The sequence below is a fragment of the uncultured Limimaricola sp. genome, assembly GCF_964022235.1.
Taxonomy (GTDB): Bacteria; Pseudomonadota; Alphaproteobacteria; order Rhodobacterales; family Rhodobacteraceae; genus Limimaricola.
The window spans coordinates 47,807-73,039 of the sequence record NZ_CAXHZL010000011.1 but is presented as its reverse complement, the minus strand read 5'-3'; the positions used below and the strand labels follow the sequence as shown (position 1 = coordinate 73,039).

Here is a 25,233-nt window from a genome sequence, read left to right as displayed (position 1 = left end):
TTGAGATTGACTTGAAATTGCCCCTGCCCTTAAGGTTGCGGAAGTTCAGGGAGATCGAAATGGCGGACAAGACTTTGACGCGGATGGATCTTGCCGAGGCCGTGCACGAAGAGGTGGGACTGTCCCGAAACGACAGCGCCGAGCTTGTCGAGACGGTGCTGGGCCATATCTCGGACGCGCTGGTGGCCGGCGAACAGGTGAAGATCAGCTCCTTCGGCACGTTTTCGGTGCGCGACAAGGCCGCGCGCATCGGGCGCAACCCCAAGACCGGCGAAGAGGTGCCTATACACCCACGCCGGGTGCTTACCTTCCGCTCCTCGCATCTGATGAAGGACAAGGTCGCCTCGGGCAACAAGGACTGAGGCAGAACTCATGGCGAAATCGGCCCACGCCTTCCGAACCATCGGCGAGGTCTCCGAGGCGCTCGACACGCCTGCGCATGTCTTGCGATTCTGGGAGAGCAAGTTCGCACAGGTGCGTCCGGTCAAGCGGGCCGGCGGGCGACGCTATTACCGTCCCGAGGATCTGGCGCTTCTGTGCGGCATCAAGGCCTTGCTGCATGATCAGGGCATGACCATCAAGGGCGTGCAGAAGCTGCTGCGGGAAAAAGGCGCGCGCCACGTCGCCGATCACGGCCTGCCCGCCTCCGAACCACTGCCGCCCCGCCCCCGGATCGCGTCCGGGGCCGACGCCGTCGAAGACGCGGTCCTCGTGCTTGATCGCGAGGAGGATTCGACGCCGAACACCGCGCCGAACCCCGCGCCCCGAACGCAGCCCGCCTCGCCGCTTTCGGCCGTTCTGGCCGCCGATCCGGCCCGCCTCATGGCCCGCGCGGCACGGATCGCGCCGCTGCTGCACCGCATCGAAAGCCTGCGCCTGCGGATGATCGCCGCGCGCGATCGCCCGCTCTGAAAACCTGAAATTTTTTGTGCAAATCGGCTTGCTCCCGTCCGCCGTATAAGGCATTAGCAGCCTCAGTCGGGCTATAGCGCAGCCTGGTAGCGCGTCCGTCTGGGGGACGGAAGGTCGCAGGTTCGAGTCCTGCTAGCCCGACCATTTATGACCGCCCGCCGCCTCAAAGCGGCGGGCGTCGTCATGTCAGGAGGAGCCGCCCGTGACCGGAGTTCTGCCCCGCCAGGGGATCGCCGAGTTGATCGAAATCGGAGCCATATCGGCGTCCGAACCGATCGATCCCGCCCAGATCCAGCCTGCCAGCCTCGATCTGCGGCTTGGCCGCGTCGCCTACCGGGTGCGCGCCTCGTTCCTGACGGGCGATGGCCGCCGGGTCGCCGATCGGATCTCCGAATTCGAGATGCACCGCATCGACCTCGACGATGGCGCGGTTCTGGAAAAGGGCTGCGTCTACGTGGTGCCCTTGATGGAGCGGTTGTCGCTGCCCGATGGCATTCAGGCCGTCGCCAACGCCAAAAGCTCCACCGGGCGGCTCGACCTTCTGACGCGGCTCATCACCGATGGCGGCACCGAGTTCGACCGCGTTGCGCCGGGGCATGATGGCCCGCTCTACGCCGAGATCTGTCCGCGCAGCTTTTCGGTTCTGGTCCGGCCCGGCATGAAGCTCAACCAGATCCGATTTCGTGCGGGACAGGCGGTGCTCGACGATGCGCAGCTGACCAATCTGCACGCGCAGGAGCCCTTGGTCGATGGCCCGGCGCTGATCTCCGAGGGCCTCGGGTTTTCGGTCGATCTGTCACCGGAACTTGCCTCCTGCGCAGGCTTTCGGGCCAAGCCCCACACCGGGGTGATCGACCTCGATCGCATCGACCACTACGATCCGGCCGAGTTCTGGGAGGTGGTCACCGCCGCGCGGGGAAGGATCATCCTCGACCCCGGCGCGTTCTACATCCTGGTCAGCCGCGAATCGGTGACCATCCCCCCGGCCTATGCCGCCGAAATGGCGCCCTATCTCGCCATGGCGGGGGAATTTCGTGTGCATTACGCGGGCTTCTTCGATCCCGGCTTCGGCCATGCCGAAGCGCAGGGCAAGGGTTCACGCGGGGTGCTCGAAGTGCGCTGCCACGAGGCGCCCTTCGTGCTCGAACATGGTCAGGTGGTGGGCCGACTGGTCTACGAGCGCATGTCCGAGATCCCCGATCGCCTCTACGGTGCGGGCATCGCCTCGAACTACCAAGGTCAGGGCCTCAAGCTGTCCAAGCAGTTCCGCGCCATCTGACGCGCCTCAGGGTGTCGCGTCGGCGGCACGCCTGTTATGGGGACCGATCTGCCGGGCCTCGTCTTCGGGTGCCTCCGGTTCGGTGACCGGACCCAAGGTGGGCGGACGCGGCTCGACCCGATTGCGACCGCCGTTCTTGGCGCGGTAGAGCGCGGCATCGGCCCGCGAGATCGCCGCATCGAGCGTGTCCTCCCCCGTCAGCAGTTCGGCGCAACCGATCGACGCGGTGATCGGCTCGGAGCCATCGGGCAGCGACAGGCTGTCTTCGAAACAGTGCCGCACCCGTTCGGCCAAGGCGATTGCGCCGGTGAGACGGGTGGTGGTGAGGATCAGCAGAAACTCCTCACCGCCCCAGCGCGCGGCAAGATCCGACCGGCGCAGCCAGCGCGGCAAAAGGCGCCCCACCTCGCGCAGAAGCCGGTCTCCAGCGGCATGGCCATACCGATCGTTCACCGACTTGAACCGATCGATGTCGATGAGCACCACGGCGAGGCCGGTGCCCTCGCGCTGCGCGGCGGCGATCGCGCGGCCCGCAAAGACGTCGCAGGCCCAGCGGTTCGAGAGCCCCGTCAGCGCATCGGTGACCGAAAGCCGCTCGAGCGCTGCCTGTTGAAGCTGACGGGCGTTTTCGGTGCCGGCGAGCATGGCGACGGTCGACATCAGCCCCGCCACCGCCAGCACCAGCATCACGGTGGTGACCAGCGGCGCGGCGGTGGTCCATTGTGCGGGCTGCAACTGCAACAGCAGCAGGCCGCCAATCCAGAACCCGCTGAGCGCCAGCAAAAGCTGGCGGCGGAGCAGCCGCGAGACCGCGCTGTCCGACAGCAGCAGTCGCAGCGCCAAGGGATCGATGTGCCGCCCCACCGTGGCCAGCATCAACAGCAATGCGATCAGCGTGGTGATAGGAGACATGCCACCAAAGGCCGGGTGCAGCGCATAGCTGTAGGCCACGATCACCGTGCTGCACACACCGAAGGCCGCCGCGAGGGCGGCCATGCCCATGGCCGAGCGACGCTCCACCAGCACGGCCACGGAAATGGCACAGAGGGTGATCAACGAGTTGTAGCCCATCGCGGCCGCCTCCGATGGCGCCGGGCTCAGCGATAGCGCACCAAGCCAGTGTCCGATCGCCAGCGGGCTCTGCGGCCAAAGCAGTTCGGCTCCGCGCAAGCTCAGGAGCAGCATCGCCAGAAGCGCGAAGGCGAATTCCGCCTTGCGATGCGGGCTGAGCCGCGCCAGCGCCAGCATCAGCGCCGTCAACGCGGTCAGTGGATGCGTGCCGCCGCCCTCCGCCACGGGAAGATACAGCGCGCGCAGATCCAACAGATACCCGGCGAGGGCCAGACCGCAGATCCCGGCCGCGGCGGCAGCAAGGCGAAAGCGATATCGTTCGAACCGGCGGATGATCCGGATCGCATGGCGCACCTCGCCAAAATTGCGTGCCGAAAACTGTCGGGCCGTGTCGAGAGGCATAGTGTTGGTCCCGGTCTGATCACCGACGCGATGCAATACGCAACCTTCGCCAGTTTCCGCAGAATATGGGCCAATCTGTTTAAAGCATCATTTACGCACGCAGGGGCCGGGGTCCGACCTGCGCGGCGAGCGCGAGATCAATCGCCGAACAGGCTGTCCTGCGCCTCGTCCTGTGCCTCCTGCCCGCCCGCCTCGGGCGGTGGACGGTTGTCGAGCAGCCCCGCCGCGCGCAGCTCGCGCAATCCCGGCAGATCGCGCGCACTGGACAGGCCGAAATGGTCGAGAAAGCCTTCGGTCACGACAAAGGTGACCGGGCGTCCCGGCGTCATCTTGCGCCGCCCCAGCCGCACCCAGCCCATCTCCACAAGCTGATCGATGGTGCCACGGCTCACCGAGACGCCACGGATCTCCTCGATCTCGGCGCGGGTGCAGGGCTGGTGATAGGCGATGATCGCCAAGGTCTCGGTCGCGGCCCGGCTGAGCTTGCGGATCTCGACGGTGTGACGTTCAAGCAGGTGTCCCAGATCCGGCGCGGTGCGAAAGGCCCAGGCCTCGCCGATGCGGCATAGCTCGATGCCGCGACCTTGATAGCGGGCGCGCAGATCTTCGAGCGCGCCGGACAGGTCGGTGCCCTCGGGCAGGCGGCGCGCCATCTCGGCCACCCCGAGCGGCTCGGCGCTGGCAAACAGCATCGCCTCGACCATCCGGGCGGCCTCGACGCGCGGAGGGGCGTCGAACTGGGCGGGTTCAGGGCTTTGGGTCATGCGCGGTCCTTCCGGCGGATCTCGATGCGGGAAAAGCTTTCGTCCTGTCGGATCTCGATGCGGCCCTCCTTGGCCAGCTCGAGCGAGGCCGCGAAGGTCGCGGCGGTGGCAGAGCGGCGGCGCTTGGGGGCGATGTGCCAATCCTCGGGCAGATAGGCCGAGATATCGGCCCAGTCGGCGGCCTCACCCACCAGCACCCGCAGCCGGTCGAGCGCCTGCTCCATGGTCATCAGGTCGCGCCGGTCCATCACGAAGGGGCGAAATTCGTCGCGGGTCTTCACGCGGGCATAGGCCTGCATGAGATCGAGCAGGCTGGCGTGATGCACGGAGGAGCGGTGCACGGTCACGGCCTCGGCGGCCCCTCGCGCGAACACGTCCTGCCCAAGCCGGGGCCTCGCCATCAGCGACGCCGCCGCCTCGCGCATCGCCTGCAACCGCTCGAGCTGAAACGCCAGATGCGCGGCGAGATCTTCGCCGGACGGCTCGTCGCCCTTGGGGTCGGGCGGCAGCAGCAGGCGCGACTTGAGAAAGGCCAGCCATGCGGCCATCACGAGGTAATCGGCGGCCAATTCGATCCGCAGCGCCCGCGCCTTTTCGACAAAGCCAAGATACTGCTCGGCCAGCGCCAGGATCGAAACCTGCCGCAGGTCGACCTTCTGGCTGCGCGACAGCACCAGAAGCAGGTCGAGCGGCCCCTCAAAGCCCTCGACGTCGACGATCAGCGCCTCGGCACTCCGCCGCTCCTCGACCGAAGGCTGCGCGGCGGCGATGTCCTGTGCGCCGTCCATCACGTGTCCTCGCCGGTGAGCGCGCCAAGCTCGTCGCGCAGCGCCTCGATATCGGCAAGCTCGGGCATCCGGCGCTGCGCCAACGCCGCATCGGCGCGGCGCGTCGTCTCCGGCCCCATGAGGCCGCAAGACGCGATCACCGCCGCCATCTCCTCGCGGTCGCCGTTGCAGTGCAGCACCACGTCGCAGCCCGCCGCGATGCTGTTTTCGGCGCGTTCGCCGATGCTGCCCGACAGGGCCTCCATCGACAGATCGTCGGTCATCAGCAGCCCGTCAAAGCCGATTTCTTCGCGGATCAGCCGCATCGCCCGCGCCGAGGTGGTGGCAGGCCGATCCGGATCGACGGCGTCGAGCACGATATGCGCGGTCATGCCCATCGCCATGTCCTTGAGCGCCGCGAAGGGCGCGAAGTCGCGCGCGCGCAGATCCTCGAGCGGCACGGAGACGCGCGGCAACGACTTGTGGCTGTCGACGCTGGCGCGGCCATAGCCGGGGATGTGCTTGAGCACCGGCAGCACACCGCCCGCCAAAAGCCCTTCGGCGGCGATGCGTGCGGCGGCCACCACGCCTTCGACCGTGTCGCCATACAGGCGGTTGCGCAGGATATGGTGCGTCTGCGGCTCCACCAGATCGGCAAGCGGCGCGCAGTTCACGTCGATGCCGACCTCGAACAGCTCGGCGGCAATGAGCCTGTGGCGCAGCCATTGCGCGCGCAGCGGGTCGGAGGCGCGCTGCATCTGGTCGAGCGCGGGGAGATAGGCGTTCCAATGCGGCGGGCGCATCCGCTGCACGCGGCCCCCCTCCTGATCGATCAGGATCGGCGCGTCGCGGCCCACCGAGGCGCGCAGATCGCCGGTGAGGCGGCGCAGCTGTTCGGGCGTGTCGATGTTGCGCGCAAACAGGATGAAGCCCCAAGGATCGCTGTCGCGAAAGAAGGCGGCCTCGTCGCGCCCGAGCCGAAGCCCCTCGGGCCCGAGGATCGCGGCGGCGGTCATCGCACCACCACGGGGATGCAGGCGGCGTCCTCGGCGACGAGCGCCGAGCAGAAACGCCGTGCCTCGGCCAGATCGGCAAAGCCGGTGGCGCGCAGCCGGAAGAAGGTGCGCCCGCCGCTCACGGCCTCCTGCACCAGCCGGTCGTGACCGGCCATCAGCTCGCCAAAGCGACCCATGAGCCGTGCCCACTCCTGCCCGGCGACCTCCGGGCTCTCGAAGGCACCGAGCTGCACGAGGCTGGTGCCCGGCGCGATCTCGTTGGTGCTGACCGCCACGGGCGCGATCTCGCGCTCGGGCGCGGGGGCGGCCGCGGCGGCCATGGCGGTGGCGGGGCGCAGCGCGTTGGGCCGCAGTGCCGGGCGCGCAGGCGCGCCGGAGGTGGCGGAGGCGGCGGGCGCTTGCGCGGGATCTGCGGCGGCGATCACCGAAGGCGCGGGCCCCGCGACGGTGCCCGGTGCGGGCGGCTCCATCACGCCCAGCGGCGCGGCGCCCGCCGCGAGGCTGTCGGCCAGCGCCGCCACGTCGTCGACCGACATCGGCTTGGTCGGGTCGAACACCGGCTGCGCCTGCGCGAGATCCTCACCGGCGCGCAGCTCGCCCGCTTCGGCCGTGGGCTGCACCAGCAGGTCGTCCTCGGTCAGCCCCGGCGGCTGCGGCGCCAGCACCAGCCGCTCTTCGGGTCCGGCCGCCTCGCCCATCGCGGCGATGTCGTTGACGGCAAGACCGGTGTGCAGCGCGATCTCGCCGCCCGGGTTCTTGGGGGCCTCGCGCATCGGGCCTTGCATGGCGCGCACCACCGGGATGCCGGTCACGTCGCGCATCCACAGCTTGTAGCCCCAGACCCCGATGCCGAGCACGAGGGCAAGCGACAGGATGGCCCCCGCATAGCGGAACACCAGCGCCATCCCGGCCGCCAGTCGGCCGGGGCCCTGTGGATCGCTCGGTTGTGCCATTCCCAGCCTCTCTGCCGCCTGTTGTCGCGAGGGGCGCGCGCCCCCTCCTGCCATTCTTCGCCCGAAGCTGCGCTCAGCGCATCTCCTCGACAGGGGTGACGCCAAGGATACCAAGCCCCTCCCCGATCACAACGCCGACCGCGCGGGCGAGCGAAATTTTGCCCTGCGTCGTGACCGCGTTGCCCTCCTGCACAAAGCGCAAGGACGGCTCGTCGTTGCCCCGGTTCCAAAGCGCATGCAGCGCCGAGGCGAGGTCGTAGAGGTAGAAGGCGACGCGGTGCGGCTCGTGGCCCTTGGCCGCAATTTCGACGAGGCGCGGCCATTCGGCGAGCGTGCGCATCAGCGCCACCTCGGCCTCGTGGTCGAGCTTGGTCATATCCGCGCCCGCCAGCGTCGCGTCATCCACCACGATGCCCATGGCGTCGGCCTTGCGCAGCACCGAGTTGATGCGCGCGTTGGCGTATTGCACGTAGAACACCGGGTTCTCGCGGCTCTGCTCGAGCACCTTGTCGAAATCGAAGTCGAGCGGCGCATCGTTCTTGCGGGTCAGCATGTGGAACCGCACCGCGTCCGAGCCGACCTGATCCACCAGATCGCGCAGCGTCACGAAGTTGCCGGCGCGCTTGGACATCTTGAACGGCTCGCCGTTCTTCCACAGCTTCACCAGTTGGATCAGCTTCACGTCGAGCGGCACGCGCCCTTCGGAAAGCGCCGAGACAGCGGCCTTCATCCGTTTCACGTAACCGCCATGATCGGCGCCGAACACGTCGATGAGCTGGGTGAAACCGCGCGTCACCTTGTCGTGGTGATAGGCGATGTCGGGCGCAAAATAGGTCCAGGCCCCGTCCGACTTCATGATCGGGCGGTCGACATCGTCGCCATGCGCGGTTGAGCGGAACAGCGTCTGCTCGCGCGGCTCCCAATCCTCGGGCGTCTTGCCCTTGGGCGGCTCCAGTGTGCCGCGATAGATCAGGCCCTTTTCATCGAGCGTCTTGATCGCGTCCTCGATCCGGCCGGTGCCGTAGAGCGCCTTTTCCGAGAAGAACACGTCCATGGTGACACCGAGGGCGGCGAGGTCTTCGCGGATCATCTCCATCATCGCTTCGGTGGCGATCTCGCGTGCCTCTTCGAGCCACTCCTCCTCGGGGGCGTTGAGCTTGCCCTTGCCCCAGATCTCCTTGAGCTTTTCGCCCACCGGCACGAGGTAATCGCCGGGGTAAAGCCCCTCGCCGATCTCCGGCGTCATGCCGCAGGCCTCGCGGTAGCGCTCGAAAGAGGAGCGCGCCAATACGTCGACCTGCGCGCCGCCGTCGTTGACGTAGTATTCCTTGGTCACCTCGTGACCCGCGTAATCCAGAAGTCGCGCCAGCGCATCGCCGAACACCGCGCCACGCGCGTGGCCCACGTGCATCGGCCCCGTTGGGTTGGCCGAAACATATTCGACGTTGACCTTCTCGCCCTGCCCCATGGTCGAGCGGCCGAAGCCCTGCTCGGTCAGCGCCGCACGCACGATGCCCTGCCACAGCGAGGCTGCGAGACGGATGTTGATGAAGCCCGGCCCGGCCACCTCGGCGCTCTCGATCCGGTCGTCCTCGACAAGGCGCACGGCCAGAGCCTCGGCGATCTCGCGGGGTTTTTTCTGCGCGGGCTTGGCCAGCACCATCGCGGCGTTGGTCGCCATGTCGCCATGCGCCGCGTCGCGCGGCGGCTCCACCGTCACGGCGCCGGTCTGCAATCCTTGGGGGATCGCGCCATCGCGCGCCATTGCGTCCAGCGTGTCGAGCACCAGAGCCCGGATGTCGGTGAAGAGGTTCATGCGCAGTCCTTTCGGCCAGTCGTGCCGCGAGATCGGCCCGCGACCCTTTACCACGGCGGTGCCGCGCGTCAACGCGCGGCACCGCTCTGGGACCGTCTTGGAGCCACGCTTAGGCGGCTCGGGGCGGCTCGCCCTTGGACTTCTTGCCGCCTGTCGGCTCCGCGCCCGGCTTCGGACCCCAAGCCTTCACGCCAAGGGCCTTGACGCCAGCCATGCTGCCGCTCTTGCCGGCGGGACGACCGCTGCCCTTGGCCCCGTTGTTCTTGGCGGCCTGCTTGGCGATCTCGTGGCCCGCCTCGGGGTCGGTGCCCTTTTCCTCGCCCGGCGGCAGCATCGAGATGATGCGCACGCCCGGTGCGGCACGGATGTCGTCATCCTCGCGGATGAATTCGGTCGTGCCTTGCGGGCCGACGCGGGCGACGACCTTGGCATGGGGCCGCTTCTCGCGCCATTCCTTGAGGGTGTATTCCTCGGTCAGACGCGTGACCCGGAAGCTCCAGCCTTCATGCATCAGCTGTTCGAGCCCGCCATAGGTTTCTTCGGGGCCGAACGCGCGCCCCGTCAGGCTCGACGACAGGGCATGTCGCGCGCTCTCCATCTTCTGCCGCGCGATCTGATAGACGTTGTCGCGCCCGAATTCCGGGCCGAGATCGGTGGCGACCAGCGTGTTGTAGGCATCGTTCTCGGTGGCGGCGACGACGATGTCGTAGCTGACGAGTTCGAGCCAGTGCTCGGCCGATTCCGACAGGATATCGCCCGAATAGGTGGGGATGCCCTCGGCGCGCGCGGCACGCAGGTTATTGTGGTTGGGATCGGCCATCAACACCGGCACATCGACCTTGCCCAGCGCCTCGGCCAGCCCGCGGGTGAAACGGGAACCGCCGATCAACAGCACGCCCGGCACCGCGCCGCCAGACAGGCCCAGCATCCGCGCGAAAGGCGCGAGCGTGAAGCCATGTACCACCACGGTAAAGGCCACGAGGACGAAGGCCAGCGGTGCGACCAGGGCACCATCGGCCACGCCGAGATCGACGAGCCGCTCGCCGAACAGGCCCGCCACCGCGACCAGCACCACGCCGCGCGGCCCGGTCAGCGCCACGAGGAGTTGTTCGCGCCAAGGCACACCCGCGCCCAGCAGCGACAGGTAGACGGTGAGCGGCCGCACCAGAAGCACCACCGCCAGCACGAACATCACCGCACGCCAGTCGAGCGCGGTCAGCGTGTCGAACTCGACCGCTGCGGCAAGCAGGATGAACACGCCCGAGACCAGCAGGATGGTGGCGTGCTCCTTGAAGCGGCGCAGTTCGGCGTAGGACGGCAGATCGGCATTGGCGATGCCGATGCCCATGATGGTCACCGCCAGGAGCCCGCTTTCGTGCAGCACCGTGTCGGACACCGCGAAGACCGCCAGCAGCAGCGCGAACAGCACCGGCACCTTCATGTATTCGGGCACCCTGCCCTTGCGAAAGCCCCAGGCAATGACCGCCGCGCCCGCCGCGCCGAGCGCCAGCGCCACGCCGACGCCGAGCGCCAGTTCCCACACGGCGCTGCCGACGGTGACCGAGGTGCGCATGACCAGCACCACCTCGAAGGCGAGCACGGCCGCCAGCGCGCCGATCGGGTCGTTGACGATCGCCTCCCATTGCAGCAGCGAGGCCGGGCGACGCGCCAGCCGCGCGGTGCGCAAGAGCGGAGCGATCACGGTGGGTCCGGTGACGATCATGATGCCGCCGAACACCGCCGAGCTTTCCCAGCTCAGCCCCGCGCCGTAGCGCAGCGCAAGCGTCGAGAACAGCCAGCCCAAGGGCGCGCCGATGAGGACAAGCCGGCTCACCCCCTTCGCCTCGTCGCGCAAGCTGCGGAAATTGAGCGTGAGCCCGCCCTCGAACAGGATGATCGCCACCGCGATCGAGATCATCGGCCTGACCAGCGCGCCGATGTCGCGATCGGGCACGAACCAGCCGAAGCCCGGCCCGATGGCGAGGCCCGCCACCAGCATTAGCACGATCGCCGGCAGCCTGAGGCGCCAGGCCAGCCATTGCGAACCCACCCCGATCGCGCCCACCAGCGCGAAAGCCATGATAGGGCTCAGCGCCGCCACCTGTCCCGTTGCCGTTTCAATCGCCACTCCAAGCTCCCGCCACATTCGTTGTTTCAAGTATGTCCGAGCCGGTCAGCCGCGCGTGCTCCTGCAACGCGAATCGATCGGTCATCCCGGCAATGTAGTCCGCGACGATCCGTGCCAAGGCGGTTTCGCCCTCCGCCTCCGCAACGTCTTTTCGCCATTGCTTGGGCAGATTTTCGGGATGCGCCATGAACAGAGGGAACAGATCGTGGATCACCCCTGTAACCTGCTCGCGCATCACCACCACCTCGGGGGCGCGGTACATGCGGTGAAACAGGAAGCGGCGCAGCACCTTGAGATCGCTCCACAGCCCATCGGTAAACCGCACCATCATCCGCCCCGCTTCGCGTACCTCCTGGGCCGAGGCGGGTGCGGCCTCGGCGAGATTGGCGCGCGCCACGCCGATCACGTCCTCGACCAGCACCCCGAAGAACCGGCGCAGCGCCTCGTGGCGGCGACGGTAGTAGTTCAGGCCCGGATATTTGCGATCCACTTCGGCGAAACACTCGCGCAGTATCGGCAGCTCGGCCAGTTCGTCGGTCGAGAACAGCTCGGCCCGCAGGCCGTCGTGCAGGTCGTGGTGAGAGTAGGCGATGTCGTCGGCCAGGGCCGCGACCTGCGCCTCGGCGCTGGCATGGGTATGCAGCTCCAGATCGTGCTGGGCGACGTAACCGGCCAGCGCATGGGGGATCTCCCCCGTCACCGGGCCATTGTGCTTGGCGATCCCCTCCAGCGTCTCCCACGTCAGGTTCAGCCCGTCGAACTCGGCGTAGTGCCGCTCCAGCGAGGTGACGATGCGGATCGCCTGCGCGTTGTGGTCGAAACCGCCGTAGGGTGCCATCAGCGCGTTCAGCGCGTCCTCGCCGGTATGGCCGAAGGGCGGGTGGCCCAGATCATGCGCCAGCGCCACCGCCTCGGTCAGCTCGGTGTTGAGGCCAAGGACGCCGGAAATGGTCCGCGCCACCTGTGCCACCTCGATCGAATGGGTGAGGCGGGTGCGGAAATAATCGCCCTCGTGCTCGATGAAGACCTGCGTCTTGTGCTTGAGGCGGCGAAACGCGCTCGCATGAATGATGCGGTCGCGGTCGCGTTGAAAGGGCGAGCGGAAGGCGCTCTCTTCCTCGGGGTGGAGCCTGCCGCGCGTGTCGCGTGGGTCGGAGGCGTAGGGAGCCATCATCATGTCCGCCAGCTTGTCGTCACTATTCACCTTACCTATATGGGTCTGAAGGCCGCCCGCACAGGACATTCGCCCGAATGACCCGCGTCGGACCCGGTCAATGACCCTGCCCATGGATAGGTTCCGACATGCTGACGCTGCCCCCCACTGTCACCCCCCGCGCTTGGGATCGCCTTTCGGAAATCGGTGCGACGGCGCAGGGCAAGGCGTTGCGCGTGGCGGTTGAGGGCGGCGGCTGTTCGGGTTTTCAGTACGAGATCGCGCTCGATGAGCCGAAAGACGACGATCTCGTGCTCGAGGGCGCGGGCGAAAAAGTGGTGGTCGACAGCGTGTCGCTGCCGTTTCTCGCCAACGCGGTGATCGACTTTTCCGACGAGTTGATCGGCGCGCGTTTCGTGATCGAGAACCCCAACGCCACAAGCTCCTGCGGCTGCGGCACCAGCTTCTCGATCTAAGGGCGGCTGCGGCGGCTTGACGCGCCCCCGCGCGCCCCTACCCTCCGGTGCGGACAGTACCGGAATTCCAACACCATGACCGACGACAAGACGCCCGACCGCCCCGATCAATCACCAGACGGGGCCGGGCGGGAGCCTATCGCCACCTCGACCTCGCAAGACGGCGATCTCGCGCAGGCGGCGCGCGCCTTCTGGGCGGCCTTGATGCGCGCCTTGGGCCGTAGCGGTCGCGGTCTGGGCCGGGCGAGTGCCCGCGTCGTCGGTCAGAGCCGCACCGCGGCGCAAAGCCTGTCCAAGCGCGCCGTGAGCGGCACCACCGCCGGCCTCGCCGCTGCGCAGGAAAAACTGCGCGCGCACCGCGCCGCGACCGAATCCGACCCCGAGATCGACGAGACCGGCCTGCGCCCGCCCATCACGCAGCGTGCGGTTCAGGGTTGGCGAAACGCCTCGGCCCGCCGCCGCGCCCGGCTCGACGAGCGCAAACTGCACCCCGCCGCCACGGTGCGGGCCTCGCGCTGGGTCTGGCGCACGATCTTCGGCCTCGCCTTCTTGCTGCTTTTGGGCATCGTGCTCGCGGGCGGCGTGCTCGTCTGGGCGGTGCGTGACCTGCCGCTGGCCGAGATGCTGCCACCGCTCGAAGAGCCGACGCTCACCGTGCAGGACGAGGAAGGCGATACGCTGTTCACCCGTGGCGCCTACCGCGCGGGCTATGTCGCCATCGACGAAATGCCCGACTACCTGCCGCAGGCCGTCTCCTCGATCGAGGATCGCCGCTTCTGGGACCACCCCGGCGTCGACATCGAAGGCATCGGCCGCGCGATGTGGCGCAACCTGTCCTCCGGCGGCGTGGTCGAGGGCGGCTCGACCATCACGCAGCAGCTGGTGAAGGTGCTCTATCTCGACCCCGACCGCACCTACAAACGCAAGCTGCAGGAGATGGTCCTCGCGCTGGGTCTGGAACGCCAGCTCGGCAAGGACCGGATCATGGAGCTGTATCTCAACTCCACCTACCTCGGCTCGGGGGCTTGGGGCATGCCCGCCGCCGCACAGCTCTACTTCGACACGCCTGTGCAGGAGCTGTCGCTCGCCCAGTCCGCGATCCTCGCCGCGACGATCCGCGCGCCGTCGGTCATCAACCCCGAGGCGGACCTCGGCCGCGCCCGCGAACGCGGGTTGGTGGTGCTGTCGGTGATGCGCGATCTGGAGCGGATCGACGCGGCCGAATACGAGGCCGCCAAGACCGAGATGGCAAGCCTCGAGCCCTCGCCGCCCCCCGCCCGCGCCGGCAGCTACTTTGCCGACTGGGTGCTGGGCGAGGCGCAGGAGCTGTCTGGGGCAGTCGATGGCCCGCTCACCGTCTCGGCGACGCTCGACATCGCGTTGCAGGCCAAGGCCGAAAAGATCCTGCAGGACGCCATCGCGGGTCGGGGCGCCGAGGCGGGCGCGACGCAAGGCGCAATCGTGGCGATGACGCCAGACGGGCGCGTGCGCGCCATGGTCGGCGGCGTCGATTACAACCAAAGCCAGTTCAACCGCGCCACCGACGCGCTGCGCCAACCCGGATCGACGTTCAAGCTGCCGGTGTTCCTCGCCGCCCTCGTGATGGGGGCCGATCCCGACACCCGCCTGCCGGACGAGCCGATCGACATCGACGGCTACAAGCCCGAGAACTTCAACGGCCAATACGCCGGTGTCGTGACGCTGCGCGAGGCGTTCCAACGATCGCTCAACGCCGCCACCGTGCGTCTGGCCCAAGAGGTCGGGATCAATCAGGTGATCGAGGTCTCGCGTCAGCTCGGCATCGAGGGCAAGCTTACCGAAACGCCGAGCCTCGCGCTGGGCACCTCGGAGGTGTCGCTGCTCGACATGACCGAGGCCTATGCCGCGATCCTTGCGGGCCGCGCACCGATCAACGCCACCGGCATCGCCAGCCTCAAACTGGGCGAGACCGGCGTGGCGCTGTCGGTGTCGGGGGCCGATCCGAACGCGGTCGAGCTCAACCGCACCCGCGATCCGATGATCTCGATGCTGCGCTCGGTCGTGACCGACGGCACCGGCAAGCGCGCGGCGATCGACGGCTTTGCCGCGGGCAAGACCGGCACCAGCCAGAACAGCCGCGACGCGTGGTTCATCGGCTTCACCGACAAGCTCGTGGTCGGCGTCTGGATCGGCAATGACGACAACTCCCCGATGGACGCGGTCACCGGCGGCAGCCTTCCGGCGGAGATCTGGCGCGAAGTGGTGCTGGCGGGGGGTGGTGCGGGCGCGAAGCAGGCCCCCACTGCCGAGAGCCAGACGCCGGTGCGGGTGCGTCGCGGTACCGAGGTGACCACGACCAATGGCGACCGGCTGCGTCAAGCCGCGGCCCAAGGTCAGGGCCAGGCCTCCTGCGACGTCCGCGCCTGCTCGCGCGCCTATCGCTCGTTCCGCGCCTCGGACTGCAGCTTCCAGCCCTACTCCGGCCCGCGCAAGCTTTGCACCCGCTAGGCGGCTTGCCCGCCCGCCCCCGGCTGTTACAAGCCGGGGGCAAGCTTGGCCCAGGGAGGCGCGGATGAAACTCGCCACGTTCAACATCAACGGCGTCAAGGCGCGGATCGGCGCGCTGTCTGACTGGCTCGCCGAAAAGCAGCCCGACGTGGCGCTGCTCCAAGAGATCAAGTCGGTCGACGAGGGCTTTCCGCGCCAGCACTTCGAGGACATGGGCTATACCGTCGAAACCCACGGGCAAAAGGGCTTCAACGGCGTCGCGATCCTGTCGCGCCTGCCGCTCGAGGATATCACGCGTGGCCTGCCCAGCGACGACAGCGACGAACAGGCCCGCTATATCGAAGCCACCGTGATCGGCGAGACGCGGCCCGTGCGCATGGGCTGCCTCTATTTGCCCAACGGCAACCCGGTGCCGGGGCCGAAATACGACTACAAGCTGGCTTGGATGGAGCGTCTGCATGCCCGCGCGCAGGCGCTTCTGGCGCTGGAGGAACCGGCGCTGCTCGCCGGCGACTGGAACGTGATCCCGCAGGCCGAGGATGCGGCCCGCCCGGATGCATGGCGCGAGGACGCGCTGTTCCTGCCCGAGACCCGCGCTGCCTATCGCCGGATCGAGACCCTCGGCTTCACCGACGCCTTCCGCGCGCGGGTGCAGGGGCCGGGGCATTATTCCTTCTGGGACTACCAAGCCAATTCGTGGGAGCGCAATAACGGCATCCGCATCGATCATCTGCTCCTGACGCCGCAAGCCGCCGACCTTCTGCGCGACGCATGGATCGACCGCGAGGTGCGCGGCCGCGAAAAACCCTCCGATCACGTGCCGGTCTGGATCGAACTCGACGCCTGATCACAAGGATCTAGACGGATCGATGGGCGCGCGGTGCCGACCGCGCGCCCTTTGTTTCATGGCCCTGGACCTCGCGATTCCGAGGCTGCCGGTTGCAAGCCCGCCCTTGCGCACAGCACCGATGGCACAGGTGCACATACTGAACTGTTCAGTTTACGAAAGATCCACCCTATCTCCTGTTCATCGCAACGAGACAAACCGGATCACCCGATGCACTTCGCACCACGACTTCACCAGACGGGCCTTAGGAGCACAGGCTTCGTGCCGTTCCGCGCTCCGGCCACTGCGAAGTTGTAGCGGGATGTAACGGGACCGGGTGCTGCGACAGATCGCGACAATGCCGCGATGGTAGCGCCCGGCCCCGGCCCCTAACTCTTGTGCAAGGCGCGCAGCCAGAGGCGGCCGCCACGACAAATACTTCGCCCCACCTCCCCGGGGCACACCTTGAAAGGACGAACCATGAAAAAATTCGCAATCGCCGCCGCCCTGATCGCCGCCACCGCCATGCCCGCGATGGCCGCCACCGACGGCTTCAGCAACCAGCGTAGCGTCACCAGCGCCGCCCATGTCGACCTCGACATCGTGCGTTCGAGCACCGATGGCCGCGTCGAGATCCGCGACGGCTCCAGCCTCGCCACCGGTGCCCTGCTGGGCAGCGAAGATGTCCGCGCCGGCCTCGAGAGCGACGTCCGCATCGACCTCGAGCACAAGCCGTTCCGCAGCCACGTCTTCGCCGTGCTCTATGACGCCGATGGCGAAGTGACCGCGACCAAACTGCTCCGCGTCGTCGAGTGATCCGATAAGACGGGCGCGGGTCTCCAGTCCCGCCCCGTCAAAGCCCTCCCCGGCTTTGCCCGTCGCCCTTCAGGCGGCGGGCATTTCGCATGTGACGTCATGCGCATGCAGCCAGGCCATGCGGGCCGTGAAGCGATCGGGGGCCAGACGGCCAATGGCCCCGAGCCCGGCATGCGCGATCCGGCGGGCCGGACCCGACAGGTGATAATTGCGGGCGTTAGCCTGCGCCGCGGCGATGGCGCGGCGCACCCGTGGGCCCCGCGTCGCCGCGAAGAGGTCCAATGCCGCATCGAGATCGGGTGACGCCTCCAACGCCCGCGCCAGCACCCAGCCATCCTCGATCGCGAGGTTTGCGCCCTGCGCCAGAAACGGCAGCGTCGGATGCGCGGCATCGCCAAGGAGCGTCACCCGCCCCTTGTGCCAGCGGGTCGGCACGGGGTGGCGGAACAGCCCCCAAAGCCGCAGCTCCTCCACCCGCTCCAACATCCGGCGAAGCTCGGGCGCAGCATCGGCAAAAACCGCGCGCAGTTGGGCCGGGTCCTCTGCATGGTCCCAGCCCTCCGGTGCCCAGTCCAACTGCTCGCGTACCGCCACGAGGTTGAGCCGGTTGCCGGGCAGCGGGTAGGTTACCACGTGTCGGTTGGGCAGCATCCAGATTCGCGCCTCGGCGTCGGCGTCGGCCTCGATGCCGCCCAGCACCGTGCGCCATGCCACCTGCCCCGTGAATTGCGCGGCTTCCGGCTGGGCAACCAACGGGCGCAGCACCGAGCGCAGCCCGTCGGCGGCCACGATCAGGTCGGCCTGCGCGGGGTGGCCCGTGTCGAACGCAAGGATTCCGGCGTCGGGGTCCGCCCCCACAACGCATCGTCCGGTGGTGACCCGCGCGCCAGAGGCCTGCGCGGCCTTGGCCAACAGCTCGATCAAGGCGGCGCGATGCAGGAATCGGTAGGGGTGAGAGCCCCGGTCCAGAGGGAAGCGCGCAATGGCGCGGCCCGAGGTGCCATCGGTCGGCTGCACGGCATGGGCACGGATCGAGATTGCGTCGAGCGCGGCCCCGAGGCCGAGCCGTTCGAGCACGGCGGCGCCGTTCGGGGTGATCTGGATGCCCGCGCCTATCTCGCGCAGCGCGGGCGCGCGTTCGAAGATCTCGACCCGATGCCCGGCACGCGCCAGACACAGCCCGGCGCAGAGCCCGCCGATCCCCGCGCCGGCGATGGCGATCGCCAAGCGGGGTGGCGTGGACGTCACGAGAAGGTCAGTCGTCGCGGTGGACGCGCTCGCGGCGCTCGTGGCGCTCCTGCGCCTCGAGGCTCATCGTGGCGATCGGCCGCGCGTCGAGACGGCGCAGCGAAATCGGCTCGCCGGTGATCTCGCAATAGCCATACTCGCCCTCGTCGATGCGGCGCAGCGCGGCGTCGATCTTGGAGACGAGCTTGCGCTGACGGTCCCGCGTGCGCAGTTCGAGCGAGCGATCGGTCTCTTCGCTGGCACGGTCGGCGATGTCGGGAATGTTGCGCGTCGCGTCCTTCATGCCTTCGATGGTGTCACGGCTGTCGGAGAGAAGCTCGCCCTTCCAAGCCAGCAGCTTGCGGCGAAAATACTCAAGCTGACGTTCGTTCATGAACGGCTCGGTCTCGGCGGGCCGGTAGTCGTCAGTAAGAAATGACTCGGCTTTCATGTGTGCTCCCGTTGAAGGGCCAGCGCCGGGTCCCCAAATCCACCCCGCGACCGGCGTACCCCTTATATGCCGCTCTCCTACTCCCTGCGTCACCTCCTGTCACCTTGTTTCTGCACTGCCGTGTCGCTGCGGCAACGCGAGGCGACGGCTTTAAAAACAGGCGTTTCGCAAACTGCGGCACACGCGTTGGTAGTGGGATCAACCTAGCATGTTTCGCGCAGAAAGTGCATATGACGGTGCGTCTTGCGCTGCGTCGCCGCGCCGCGGCGGCGATTGCTGGACAGGGCGTCCTCCTTGGCGCTACTCACGCCCTCGCGGTCGGAGCTGATCGTGAAACGCTCGGAGAGAACGCGATGATCCTACCACTTACCGGTCTTTTCATCGGGGCCGTTCTGGGCGCCTACCGGGCACGCCGACACGGCGGCGGGGCGGCGGACATGGCGCAATGGGGCGCGGCACATGCGCTGGCGCTCGGGATCGTGGGCCTGTTCGTGTTGTTGCTGCTCAGCCGCGTCGGAGCCTGACGTCGGACCATCTGAGCCCAGACCGACGGCGGGCGGGGCTCAGCCCGCCCGCTCGCCGCTGTGCCGATCACTGTCCTGACTGCGCGACGCCAGCTGATCGAGCAGCTGGCGCAGCCTGTCTGGCGTTTCCCGCTCAACGGGAAAGGCCTTTTGCAGCGTGCTGTCGCGCACCTGCTTGTCGAACTGATCATAATTCATGGTTGCCTCATTCAGTAGGACAACCCCCCTGACACTGTGACAATACCTCTAACCCGGATTCGGTTCCCGTCCGGTTAATCACACTTGACGCAATCTGTGGCGTATCGGACGCATGTGACACCCAAGAAACGGTGCTTGTGCGGACGAGTCCCGGCCACCATATTGCCATAATGCTCAAGCTCTCACCGCTCATCCTCGCGCTGCTCTACGGATTCGCCGTCTATCAGGTGTCTGTCTGGCGGACGCGGCGGTCTCTCGACACCCAATCGACCGAACTGGCTGAACCTCGGCTGCGGGCGGTCTGCGACAAGCTGGCCCGCGCGCTCGAATTGCCGCGCATCAAGGTCCATGTCTACGAGATCGCCCCGGTCAACGGCCTCGCCGCTCCGGATGGGCGGATCTTTCTTACCCGTGGCTTCGTCGAGCGCTTTGCCTCCGGCGCCGTCACGGCCGAAGAGATCGCCAGCGTCGTGGCGCATGAGCTGGGCCATGTGGCACTCGGACATTCGCGCCGGCGCATGGTGGATTTCTCGGCACAAAACGCGCTGCGCACGGCGCTCGCGGCACTGCTATCACGGATCATTCCGGGCTTTGGCGGTATGATCGCGGCCGGGCTGGCGCGGCTGGTGGCGGCCCGGATCAGCCGCGTCGACGAATACGAGGCCGACGCCTATGCCTCGGCGCTGATGATCAAGGCGGGCCTCGGGACCGCGCCGCAGAAATCGCTGCTGTCAAAGCTCGACAAGCTCGCGGGCGTCGGCGGCGCCACCCCGGCCTGGCTCATGAGCCACCCCAAGACCGAGGCGCGGCTTGCCGCGATCGAGGCCAATGAGGCCAAGTGGCTCAAGGCCTAGTCCAGCCCCGATCCTGCCGCCTCCACCGCCTTGCCCAACCGGTTCAGCCGCGCCTTTCGCAAAAGCTTGCGCGGCGTCCAGACCTCACCCGAAAGCCGCGTCGCCTCGGCCACCACGGCGTTCACGACCTCGCCCACCGGGCCGGGGCTGGCCTCAAATATCCCTAGCAGAAAGTTGTCGGGATCGGCGCGCGACAGCCCTTCCTCGGCCAGCACGTCGCGCGGAAAATCCTTGGCGTTCATCGTGACGATCACGTCGCAGTGCCCCGCCACCGCGCTGGCCAGCACGTGGATGTCGTTCGGATCGGGAAGCCAGAGGCGACGTTCGAGATCCGGGGCCACGGCCACCTCGGCGCGCGCGAACCGCGATGCCAGCACCGCGATTTCGCCCCGCGCGATCGCCTCTCCCTCTGGCCCCAGCTTGGCCGCCGCCCGCGCCCACTCTTCCGAGATCCGCGCGCTCCAGCGCGGCTCGAACAACCCACGGGAGGCGCAGCCCAAGAGCAGTTCGCGCATCACCGTGGGATAGAGGACGCAAGCGTCGAGCAGCACCCTCACAGGCGGAACACGATCGCCTTGAGATAGCCGCCTTCGGCCAACTGCGGCAGCACCGGATGGTCGGCCCCCGCGAAACCGGTGTAGCAGATGGCGCCGCGGCGCCCTGCCTTGCCGATGCCACGCGCGCAGGCGGCGCGGAACTTGGTCAGATCGGCGGCATGGCTGCACGAGCAGAGCACGAGATAACCGCCCTCCTCCACCAGCGATGCGGCCAGACGCGCGATACGTTCATAGGCGCGCAGGCCCGGCTCCAGCGCCGATTTCGACGGCGCAAAGGCGGGCGGGTCGCAAACCACGACCTCGAAACGGCGGCCTTCCTTGTCGAGGGCGGCCAGCGTGTCGAAGGCATCTCCCTGCCGCGTCTCGAAGCGATCGGCGAGCCCCGAGGCCTCGGCCCCCGCCCGCGCCAGATCGAGCGCCGGGACCGAGCCGTCGACGGCCAGCGCCGAGGCCGCGCCATTCGCCAAAGCGGCGAGGCCGAAGCCGCCGACATGGCTGAACACGTCGAGCACGCGGGCGTTCTTCGACAGCGAGGCGGCAAAGGCGTGGTTCGGACGCTGGTCGTAGAATAGGCCGGTCTTCTGGCCGCCCATCAGGTCGGCCATGTAGGTCGCCCCGTTCATCGGCACCGGCAGCGGCCCCTCGGGCGCGTCGCCGCGCAGCATCCGAAGCTCCTCGTCCAGCCCTTCGAGGCCCCGCGCTCTCCCTGCGCCGTTGAACACGACGCGGCGGATGCCGGTCGCGGCCAAGAGCGCGTCGGCGATGGTCTCGGCGGCGGCATCGGCCCAAGCGGCGTTGGGCTGCAGCACCGCGATGTCGCCAAAGCGGTCGATCACCACGCCGGGCAGGCCGTCGGCCTCGGCATGCACGAGCCGGTAGAATGGCTGATCGTAAAGCGCCTCGCGGTGGCGCAGCGCGGTGGCGAGCTTGGCCGCGATCCAGTCGCCGTCGATCACGGCCTCGGCGTCGCGGTCGAGCACGCGAGCCGCGATCTTGGAGCCGGGGTTCACCGTGACGACGGCCATGGGCCGCCGCTCGGCGTCTTCGAGGATCGCCAGCGCGCCGGGGGCGAGCGCCTTGGTGCGACGATCGAGGACCATCTCGTTGGCGAAGACCCACGGAAAGCCGTGGCGGATCGCGCGAGCGTCAGCCTTGGGCATCAGCCGGACGGCGGGATAAGGCGGGAGGTGCGGAAAGGGTGTCATGCGCTCTCCTACCCTGACCCGCGCGCCACGAAAAGCCGCGACGCGCGAAACCGGGCCCCGGATCGGCAAGATCTGACGCAAGGACGCGTTTTGCGATCCCAAGACCCGCCACGAAGGTTGTTAGCGCTAACGAACCGTGGTAACGCCGGGCCAACCCCTCTTTTCGACAGGAGACGCCAGATGGCCCTCAACCGCACGCTCGAAGCTGTCACCGACCGCATCCGCGCCCGCAGCGAGGGGCCACGTCGGATCTACCTCGACCGCATGGCCGCCGCTGCCGCCGAAGGGCCGCGCCGCGCGCATCTGACCTGCGGCAACCAGGCCCACGCCTATGCCGCGACCGGCGAGGACAAGGACGCGCTGGCCACCGGCCGCGCCCCCAACATCGGCATCATCACCGCCTACAACGACATGCTCTCGGCGCATCAGCCATTCGAGACCTATCCCGCGCTGATCCGCGAGGCGGCGCGCGCCGCCGGGGCCACGGCCCAGGTCGCGGGCGGGGTTCCGGCGATGTGCGACGGCGTGACCCAAGGCCAGACCGGGATGGAGCTGTCGCTCTTCTCGCGCGACGTGATCGCGCTCGCCGCCGCCGTGGGCCTGTCGCACAACGTGTTCGACAGCTCGGTCTATCTCGGCGTCTGCGACAAGATCGTGCCGGGCCTTGTCATGGCCGCCGCCACCTTCGGATACATCCCGGCGGTGTTTCTGCCCGCGGGGCCGATGACCTCGGGCCTGCCCAACGACGAAAAGGCCCGCGTGCGCCAGCAGTTCGCGAGCGGCGAAGTGGGCCGCGAGGAGCTGATGAAGGCCGAGATGGCCTCTTATCACGGGCCGGGCACCTGCACCTTCTACGGCACCGCCAACTCCAACCAGATGCTGATGGAGTTCATGGGCCTGCACCTGCCGGGCGCAAGCTTCGTGAACCCCAACACGCCGCTACGCGATGCGCTGACCGTCGCGGGCACCGAGCGCGCGGCGCAGATCTCGGCGCTCGGCAACGAGTTCACCCCGGCCTCCGACGTGCTCGACGAGCGCGCTTTCGTGAACGGCATGGTCGGTCTGATGGCGACCGGCGGCTCGACCAACCTCGTGCTGCACCTGCCCGCCATGGCGCGCGCCGCGGGCGTGATCCTCGATCTCGAGGATTTCGCGGAGCTGTCGGCGGTCACGCCGCTGATGGCCAAGGTCTATCCCAACGGTCTGGCCGACGTGAACCACTTCCACGCCGCCGGTGGCCTCGGCTACATGATCGGCGAGCTTTTGAACGCGGGCTTGCTGCACCCCGACACCCGCACCGTCGCGGGCGAGGGTCTGGAGCTTTACACCCACGAGCCCAAGCTCTCCGAGGGCCGGGTCTCCTACACCAAGGGCTCTGGCGAGACGCTCAACGACAAGATCCTGCGCCCGGCGTCGGACCCGTTCCAGAAGACCGGCGGTCTGCGCCAGCTTTCGGGCAACATCGGCCGCGCCGTGATCAAGACCTCGGCCGTCGCGCCCGAGCGCCACGTGATCGAGGCCAAGGCCCGCGTGTTCCACGATCAGGAGTCGGTCAAGACCGCGTTCCGCAACGACGAGTTCAAGGACGACACCATCGTCATCGTCCGCTACCAAGGGCCGAAATCGAACGGCATGCCCGAGTTGCACAACCTGACGCCGACGCTGGCGGTGCTGCAGGACCGGGGCCTCAAGGTGGCGCTGGTCACCGATGGCCGCATGTCGGGGGCGAGCGGCAAGGTGCCCGCCGCGATCCACGTCACGCCTGAGGCCGCCGATGGCGGCGCCATCGCGCTGGTGCGGGACGGCGATCTGGTGCGGCTCGACGCGACCTTGGGCACGCTCGAGGTGCTGACCAGCCTCGAAGGCCGCGAGCCCGCCCCCGCCGATCTGGCGGGCAACGGCAACGGTGTCGGTCGCGAGCTGTTCGAGGTGTTTCGCCAGAACGTCGGCGGCGGGGCCTACGGCGCGGCCGTGGTCGTCTGATCAATCGGTGGTCGCGTGGAACTGTCCCGTCAGGACATGCGGCTGATCGGTGAAGGGCGCGGTGAGGATCGTGCCCGTCACCGGCCCGGCCATCGCCCGGCCACCGCGCCCGCGCAGCGGACTGTCGAGCGCGATATCAAGACGCCGCCTCTCGCCCGCGAGCGGCAGCTCTGCCCCGAACCCCGCCGCCACTGTGCCGGTGCGCCGGTTGCCGTCCTGCGTCAGCACCAGTCGGGCATTGCCCGGCACCAGCGGCAGGGTGTCGATGGCGACCGTCTGGTTCAGAAACGCGCCGGATATGCCGTGCAGCTGCCCCTCGACCGGCAAGACCGTGGTGCCAGCCGCGAAATCGAGATCGAGCGTAAGCCCGCCCTCAATGCGCCCCGTGGGCGTCACGTCGGCCTGCCGGATATCGGCGACAAAGCCGCCCTCGTAACGGGCGCTGCCGCGGTCGGGCAGATCGGTGGAGGCGGGCAGCGCCGAGAGCGTGCCGAAGGCCGAACGATCGAAATACGGCGCCGGCAGGCCCGCCTCCTGCCCGCCGCCGCCGCATCCCGCGAGGACCATGACGCAGGCAAGGACCCTCATACCGCCACGCGCCATTGCCTTCCTCCTCCAGCCCCCTCAGGTTGGGTCGGAAACCTTAACCACACGTTAACGGAGAGCGATCCGTTACGTTTTCTTCTCAAAGTCGACAGGATTTCAACATGACACCCGAACATGCCTCCGAACTGACCGCCAAGGTCTGCGCGCTTGCCCCCGTCATCCCGGTGCTGGTGGTCGAGGATCCGGCCCATGCCGCCGATCTGGCGCGCGCCTTGATCAAGGGCGGATTGCCCGCTCTCGAAGTGACGCTGCGCACGCCCTCGGCGCTCGAGGTGATCCGCGAGATGGCCAGTGTCGAAGGCGGTGTCGTCGGAGCAGGCACGCTGCTCACGCCGCAGGATGTCGAGGCTGCCAAGGCGGCCGGCGCCACCTTTGGCGTCTGCCCCGGAGCCACCGACCGCATCCTCGACGCCTGCGAGGCCAACGACCTGCCGCTGCTGCCCGCCGCTGCCACGGCCTCCGAGGTGCTGCGCCTGCTCGATCGCGGCTACACGGTGCAGAAGTTCTTTCCGGCCGAGGTCAACGGCGGCGTGCCCGCGCTCAAGGCGATCGGCGCGCCGATCCCGCAGGTGAAGTTCTGCCCCACCGGCGGCGTCAGCCTCAAGAACGCGCCCGAGTATCTGGCGCTCTCCAACACGCTGTGCGTCGGCGGCAGCTGGGTCGCGCCGACCTCGATGGTCACCTCCGGCGATTGGGACGGGATCACCCGCCTCGCCGCCGAAGCCGCGCAACTCGCGCGCTGACGCTTTGGCGCGTGGCGGT

25 protein-coding genes and 1 tRNA gene are annotated in these 25,233 nt (G+C 68.2%); 12 read left to right on the top strand and 14 right to left on the bottom strand.

What is annotated here, in order from left to right; genetic code table 11:
- Positions 1–59 precede the first annotated feature (59 nt).
- The 4 genes from ihfA (at position 60) to AADJ02_RS13890 (ending at position 2,191) form a co-directional block, all read left to right on the top strand.
- Positions 60–362, top strand: coding sequence for an integration host factor subunit alpha (ihfA, locus tag AADJ02_RS13905; protein WP_341213615.1), 303 nt, complete (start codon positions 60–62; stop codon positions 360–362).
- Between the two features lie 10 nt (positions 363–372).
- The gene (locus AADJ02_RS13900; protein WP_341213614.1) at positions 373–912 is read left to right on the top strand and encodes a MerR family transcriptional regulator; all 540 of its coding nucleotides are present in this window, start codon (positions 373–375) and stop codon (positions 910–912) included.
- 67 nt (positions 913–979) lie between these two features.
- A tRNA-Pro gene (locus tag AADJ02_RS13895) sits at positions 980–1,056 on the top strand.
- Between the two features lie 58 nt (positions 1,057–1,114).
- Positions 1,115–2,191: a 2'-deoxycytidine 5'-triphosphate deaminase gene (locus AADJ02_RS13890; RefSeq protein WP_341213613.1), complete on the top strand. Its 1,077-nt coding sequence runs from the start codon at positions 1,115–1,117 to the stop codon at positions 2,189–2,191.
- 6 nt (positions 2,192–2,197) lie between these two features.
- On the opposite strand, the gene AADJ02_RS13885 is transcribed toward AADJ02_RS13890, so the two are convergent.
- From AADJ02_RS13885 to AADJ02_RS13850, 8 genes are all read right to left on the bottom strand, one after another.
- The gene (locus AADJ02_RS13885) at positions 2,198–3,664 is read right to left on the bottom strand and encodes a GGDEF domain-containing protein (protein WP_341213612.1); all 1,467 of its coding nucleotides are present in this window, start codon (positions 3,662–3,664) and stop codon (positions 2,198–2,200) included.
- Between the two features lie 137 nt (positions 3,665–3,801).
- Positions 3,802–4,428, bottom strand: a complete 627-nt coding sequence (scpB, locus tag AADJ02_RS13880; protein ID WP_341213611.1) for an SMC-Scp complex subunit ScpB — start codon at positions 4,426–4,428, stop codon at positions 3,802–3,804.
- Complete coding sequence (locus tag AADJ02_RS13875; RefSeq protein WP_341213610.1) at positions 4,425–5,216, bottom strand: ScpA family protein; 792 nt, start codon at positions 5,214–5,216, stop codon at positions 4,425–4,427. Before AADJ02_RS13875 ends, scpB begins: the two co-directional genes overlap by 4 nt.
- Entirely contained in the window at positions 5,216–6,211 is a 996-nt protein-coding gene (locus tag AADJ02_RS13870) for a glycoside hydrolase family 3 N-terminal domain-containing protein (RefSeq protein WP_341213609.1), read from the bottom strand. The genes AADJ02_RS13875 and AADJ02_RS13870 overlap by 1 nt, the downstream gene beginning before the upstream one ends.
- A complete protein-coding gene (locus tag AADJ02_RS13865) occupies positions 6,208–7,164 on the bottom strand; it encodes an SPOR domain-containing protein (RefSeq protein WP_341213608.1) in 957 nt (318 codons plus the stop codon). The genes AADJ02_RS13870 and AADJ02_RS13865 overlap by 4 nt, the downstream gene beginning before the upstream one ends.
- A 73-nt stretch (positions 7,165–7,237) precedes the next feature.
- A complete protein-coding gene (gene argS / locus AADJ02_RS13860) occupies positions 7,238–8,980 on the bottom strand; it encodes an arginine--tRNA ligase (protein WP_341213607.1) in 1,743 nt (580 codons plus the stop codon).
- 109 nt (positions 8,981–9,089) lie between these two features.
- Positions 9,090–11,060: a cation:proton antiporter gene (locus AADJ02_RS13855; protein ID WP_341213698.1), complete on the bottom strand. Its 1,971-nt coding sequence runs from the start codon at positions 11,058–11,060 to the stop codon at positions 9,090–9,092.
- A gap of 37 nt (positions 11,061–11,097) precedes the next feature.
- Positions 11,098–12,282 (bottom strand): deoxyguanosinetriphosphate triphosphohydrolase, encoded by a 1,185-nt coding sequence (locus AADJ02_RS13850; protein ID WP_341213697.1) that lies wholly within the window; start codon positions 12,280–12,282, stop codon positions 11,098–11,100.
- A gap of 131 nt (positions 12,283–12,413) precedes the next feature.
- Here AADJ02_RS13850 and AADJ02_RS13845 point away from each other — a divergent pair, with 131 nt between their 5' ends.
- From AADJ02_RS13845 to AADJ02_RS13830, 4 genes are all read left to right on the top strand, one after another.
- On the top strand, positions 12,414–12,737 hold the full coding sequence (locus AADJ02_RS13845; protein ID WP_341213696.1) for an iron-sulfur cluster assembly accessory protein: 324 nt from the start codon (positions 12,414–12,416) through the stop codon (positions 12,735–12,737).
- 75 nt (positions 12,738–12,812) lie between these two features.
- On the top strand, positions 12,813–15,224 hold the full coding sequence (locus tag AADJ02_RS13840; RefSeq protein ID WP_341213606.1) for a PBP1A family penicillin-binding protein: 2,412 nt from the start codon (positions 12,813–12,815) through the stop codon (positions 15,222–15,224).
- Between the two features lie 64 nt (positions 15,225–15,288).
- Positions 15,289–16,071, top strand: coding sequence for an exodeoxyribonuclease III (xth, locus tag AADJ02_RS13835; protein WP_341213605.1), 783 nt, complete (start codon positions 15,289–15,291; stop codon positions 16,069–16,071).
- A 459-nt stretch (positions 16,072–16,530) separates the two neighbouring features.
- Positions 16,531–16,866 carry a hypothetical protein gene (locus AADJ02_RS13830; protein ID WP_341213604.1) on the top strand — a complete coding sequence of 112 codons (336 nt, stop codon included), beginning with the start codon at positions 16,531–16,533 and terminating at the stop codon, positions 16,864–16,866.
- A 69-nt stretch (positions 16,867–16,935) separates the two neighbouring features.
- On the opposite strand, the gene AADJ02_RS13825 is transcribed toward AADJ02_RS13830, so the two are convergent.
- Together AADJ02_RS13825 and dksA are read right to left on the bottom strand one after the other, a co-directional pair.
- On the bottom strand, positions 16,936–18,093 hold the full coding sequence (locus tag AADJ02_RS13825) for an FAD-dependent monooxygenase (protein WP_341213603.1): 1,158 nt from the start codon (positions 18,091–18,093) through the stop codon (positions 16,936–16,938).
- Positions 18,094–18,121: 28 nt separating this feature from the next.
- Complete coding sequence (gene dksA, locus AADJ02_RS13820; protein ID WP_341213602.1) at positions 18,122–18,544, bottom strand: RNA polymerase-binding protein DksA; 423 nt, start codon at positions 18,542–18,544, stop codon at positions 18,122–18,124.
- 230 nt (positions 18,545–18,774) lie between these two features.
- On the opposite strand from dksA, the gene AADJ02_RS13815 reads away from it, so the two are divergent.
- Entirely contained in the window at positions 18,775–19,068 is a 294-nt protein-coding gene (locus tag AADJ02_RS13815; protein ID WP_341213601.1) for a hypothetical protein, read from the top strand.
- A gap of 39 nt (positions 19,069–19,107) precedes the next feature.
- On the opposite strand, the gene AADJ02_RS13810 is transcribed toward AADJ02_RS13815, so the two are convergent.
- Positions 19,108–19,266, bottom strand: a complete 159-nt coding sequence (locus AADJ02_RS13810) for a hypothetical protein (RefSeq protein ID WP_341213600.1) — start codon at positions 19,264–19,266, stop codon at positions 19,108–19,110.
- Positions 19,267–19,436: 170 nt separating this feature from the next.
- Between AADJ02_RS13810 and AADJ02_RS13805 the strand changes: the two genes are divergently transcribed.
- Positions 19,437–20,120 (top strand): M48 family metallopeptidase, encoded by a 684-nt coding sequence (locus AADJ02_RS13805; RefSeq protein WP_341213599.1) that lies wholly within the window; start codon positions 19,437–19,439, stop codon positions 20,118–20,120.
- Here AADJ02_RS13805 and AADJ02_RS13800 read toward each other — a convergent pair.
- Entirely contained in the window at positions 20,117–20,677 is a 561-nt protein-coding gene (locus tag AADJ02_RS13800; protein WP_341213598.1) for a PIN domain-containing protein, read from the bottom strand. The two genes, AADJ02_RS13805 and AADJ02_RS13800, sit on opposite strands and share 4 nt — an antisense overlap.
- Complete coding sequence (locus tag AADJ02_RS13795) at positions 20,674–21,882, bottom strand: class I SAM-dependent rRNA methyltransferase (protein WP_341213597.1); 1,209 nt, start codon at positions 21,880–21,882, stop codon at positions 20,674–20,676. The genes AADJ02_RS13800 and AADJ02_RS13795 overlap by 4 nt, the downstream gene beginning before the upstream one ends.
- Positions 21,883–22,062: 180 nt before the next feature.
- Between AADJ02_RS13795 and edd the strand changes: the two genes are divergently transcribed.
- Positions 22,063–23,865, top strand: coding sequence for a phosphogluconate dehydratase (gene edd / locus AADJ02_RS13790; protein ID WP_341213596.1), 1,803 nt, complete (start codon positions 22,063–22,065; stop codon positions 23,863–23,865).
- On the opposite strand, the gene AADJ02_RS13785 is transcribed toward edd, so the two are convergent.
- On the bottom strand, positions 23,866–24,432 hold the full coding sequence (locus AADJ02_RS13785; protein ID WP_341213595.1) for a hypothetical protein: 567 nt from the start codon (positions 24,430–24,432) through the stop codon (positions 23,866–23,868).
- 140 nt (positions 24,433–24,572) lie between these two features.
- Here AADJ02_RS13785 and eda point away from each other — a divergent pair, with 140 nt between their 5' ends.
- On the top strand, positions 24,573–25,214 hold the full coding sequence (gene eda, locus AADJ02_RS13780; protein WP_341213594.1) for a bifunctional 4-hydroxy-2-oxoglutarate aldolase/2-dehydro-3-deoxy-phosphogluconate aldolase: 642 nt from the start codon (positions 24,573–24,575) through the stop codon (positions 25,212–25,214).
- The last annotated feature ends 19 nt before the right edge of the window (positions 25,215–25,233 follow it).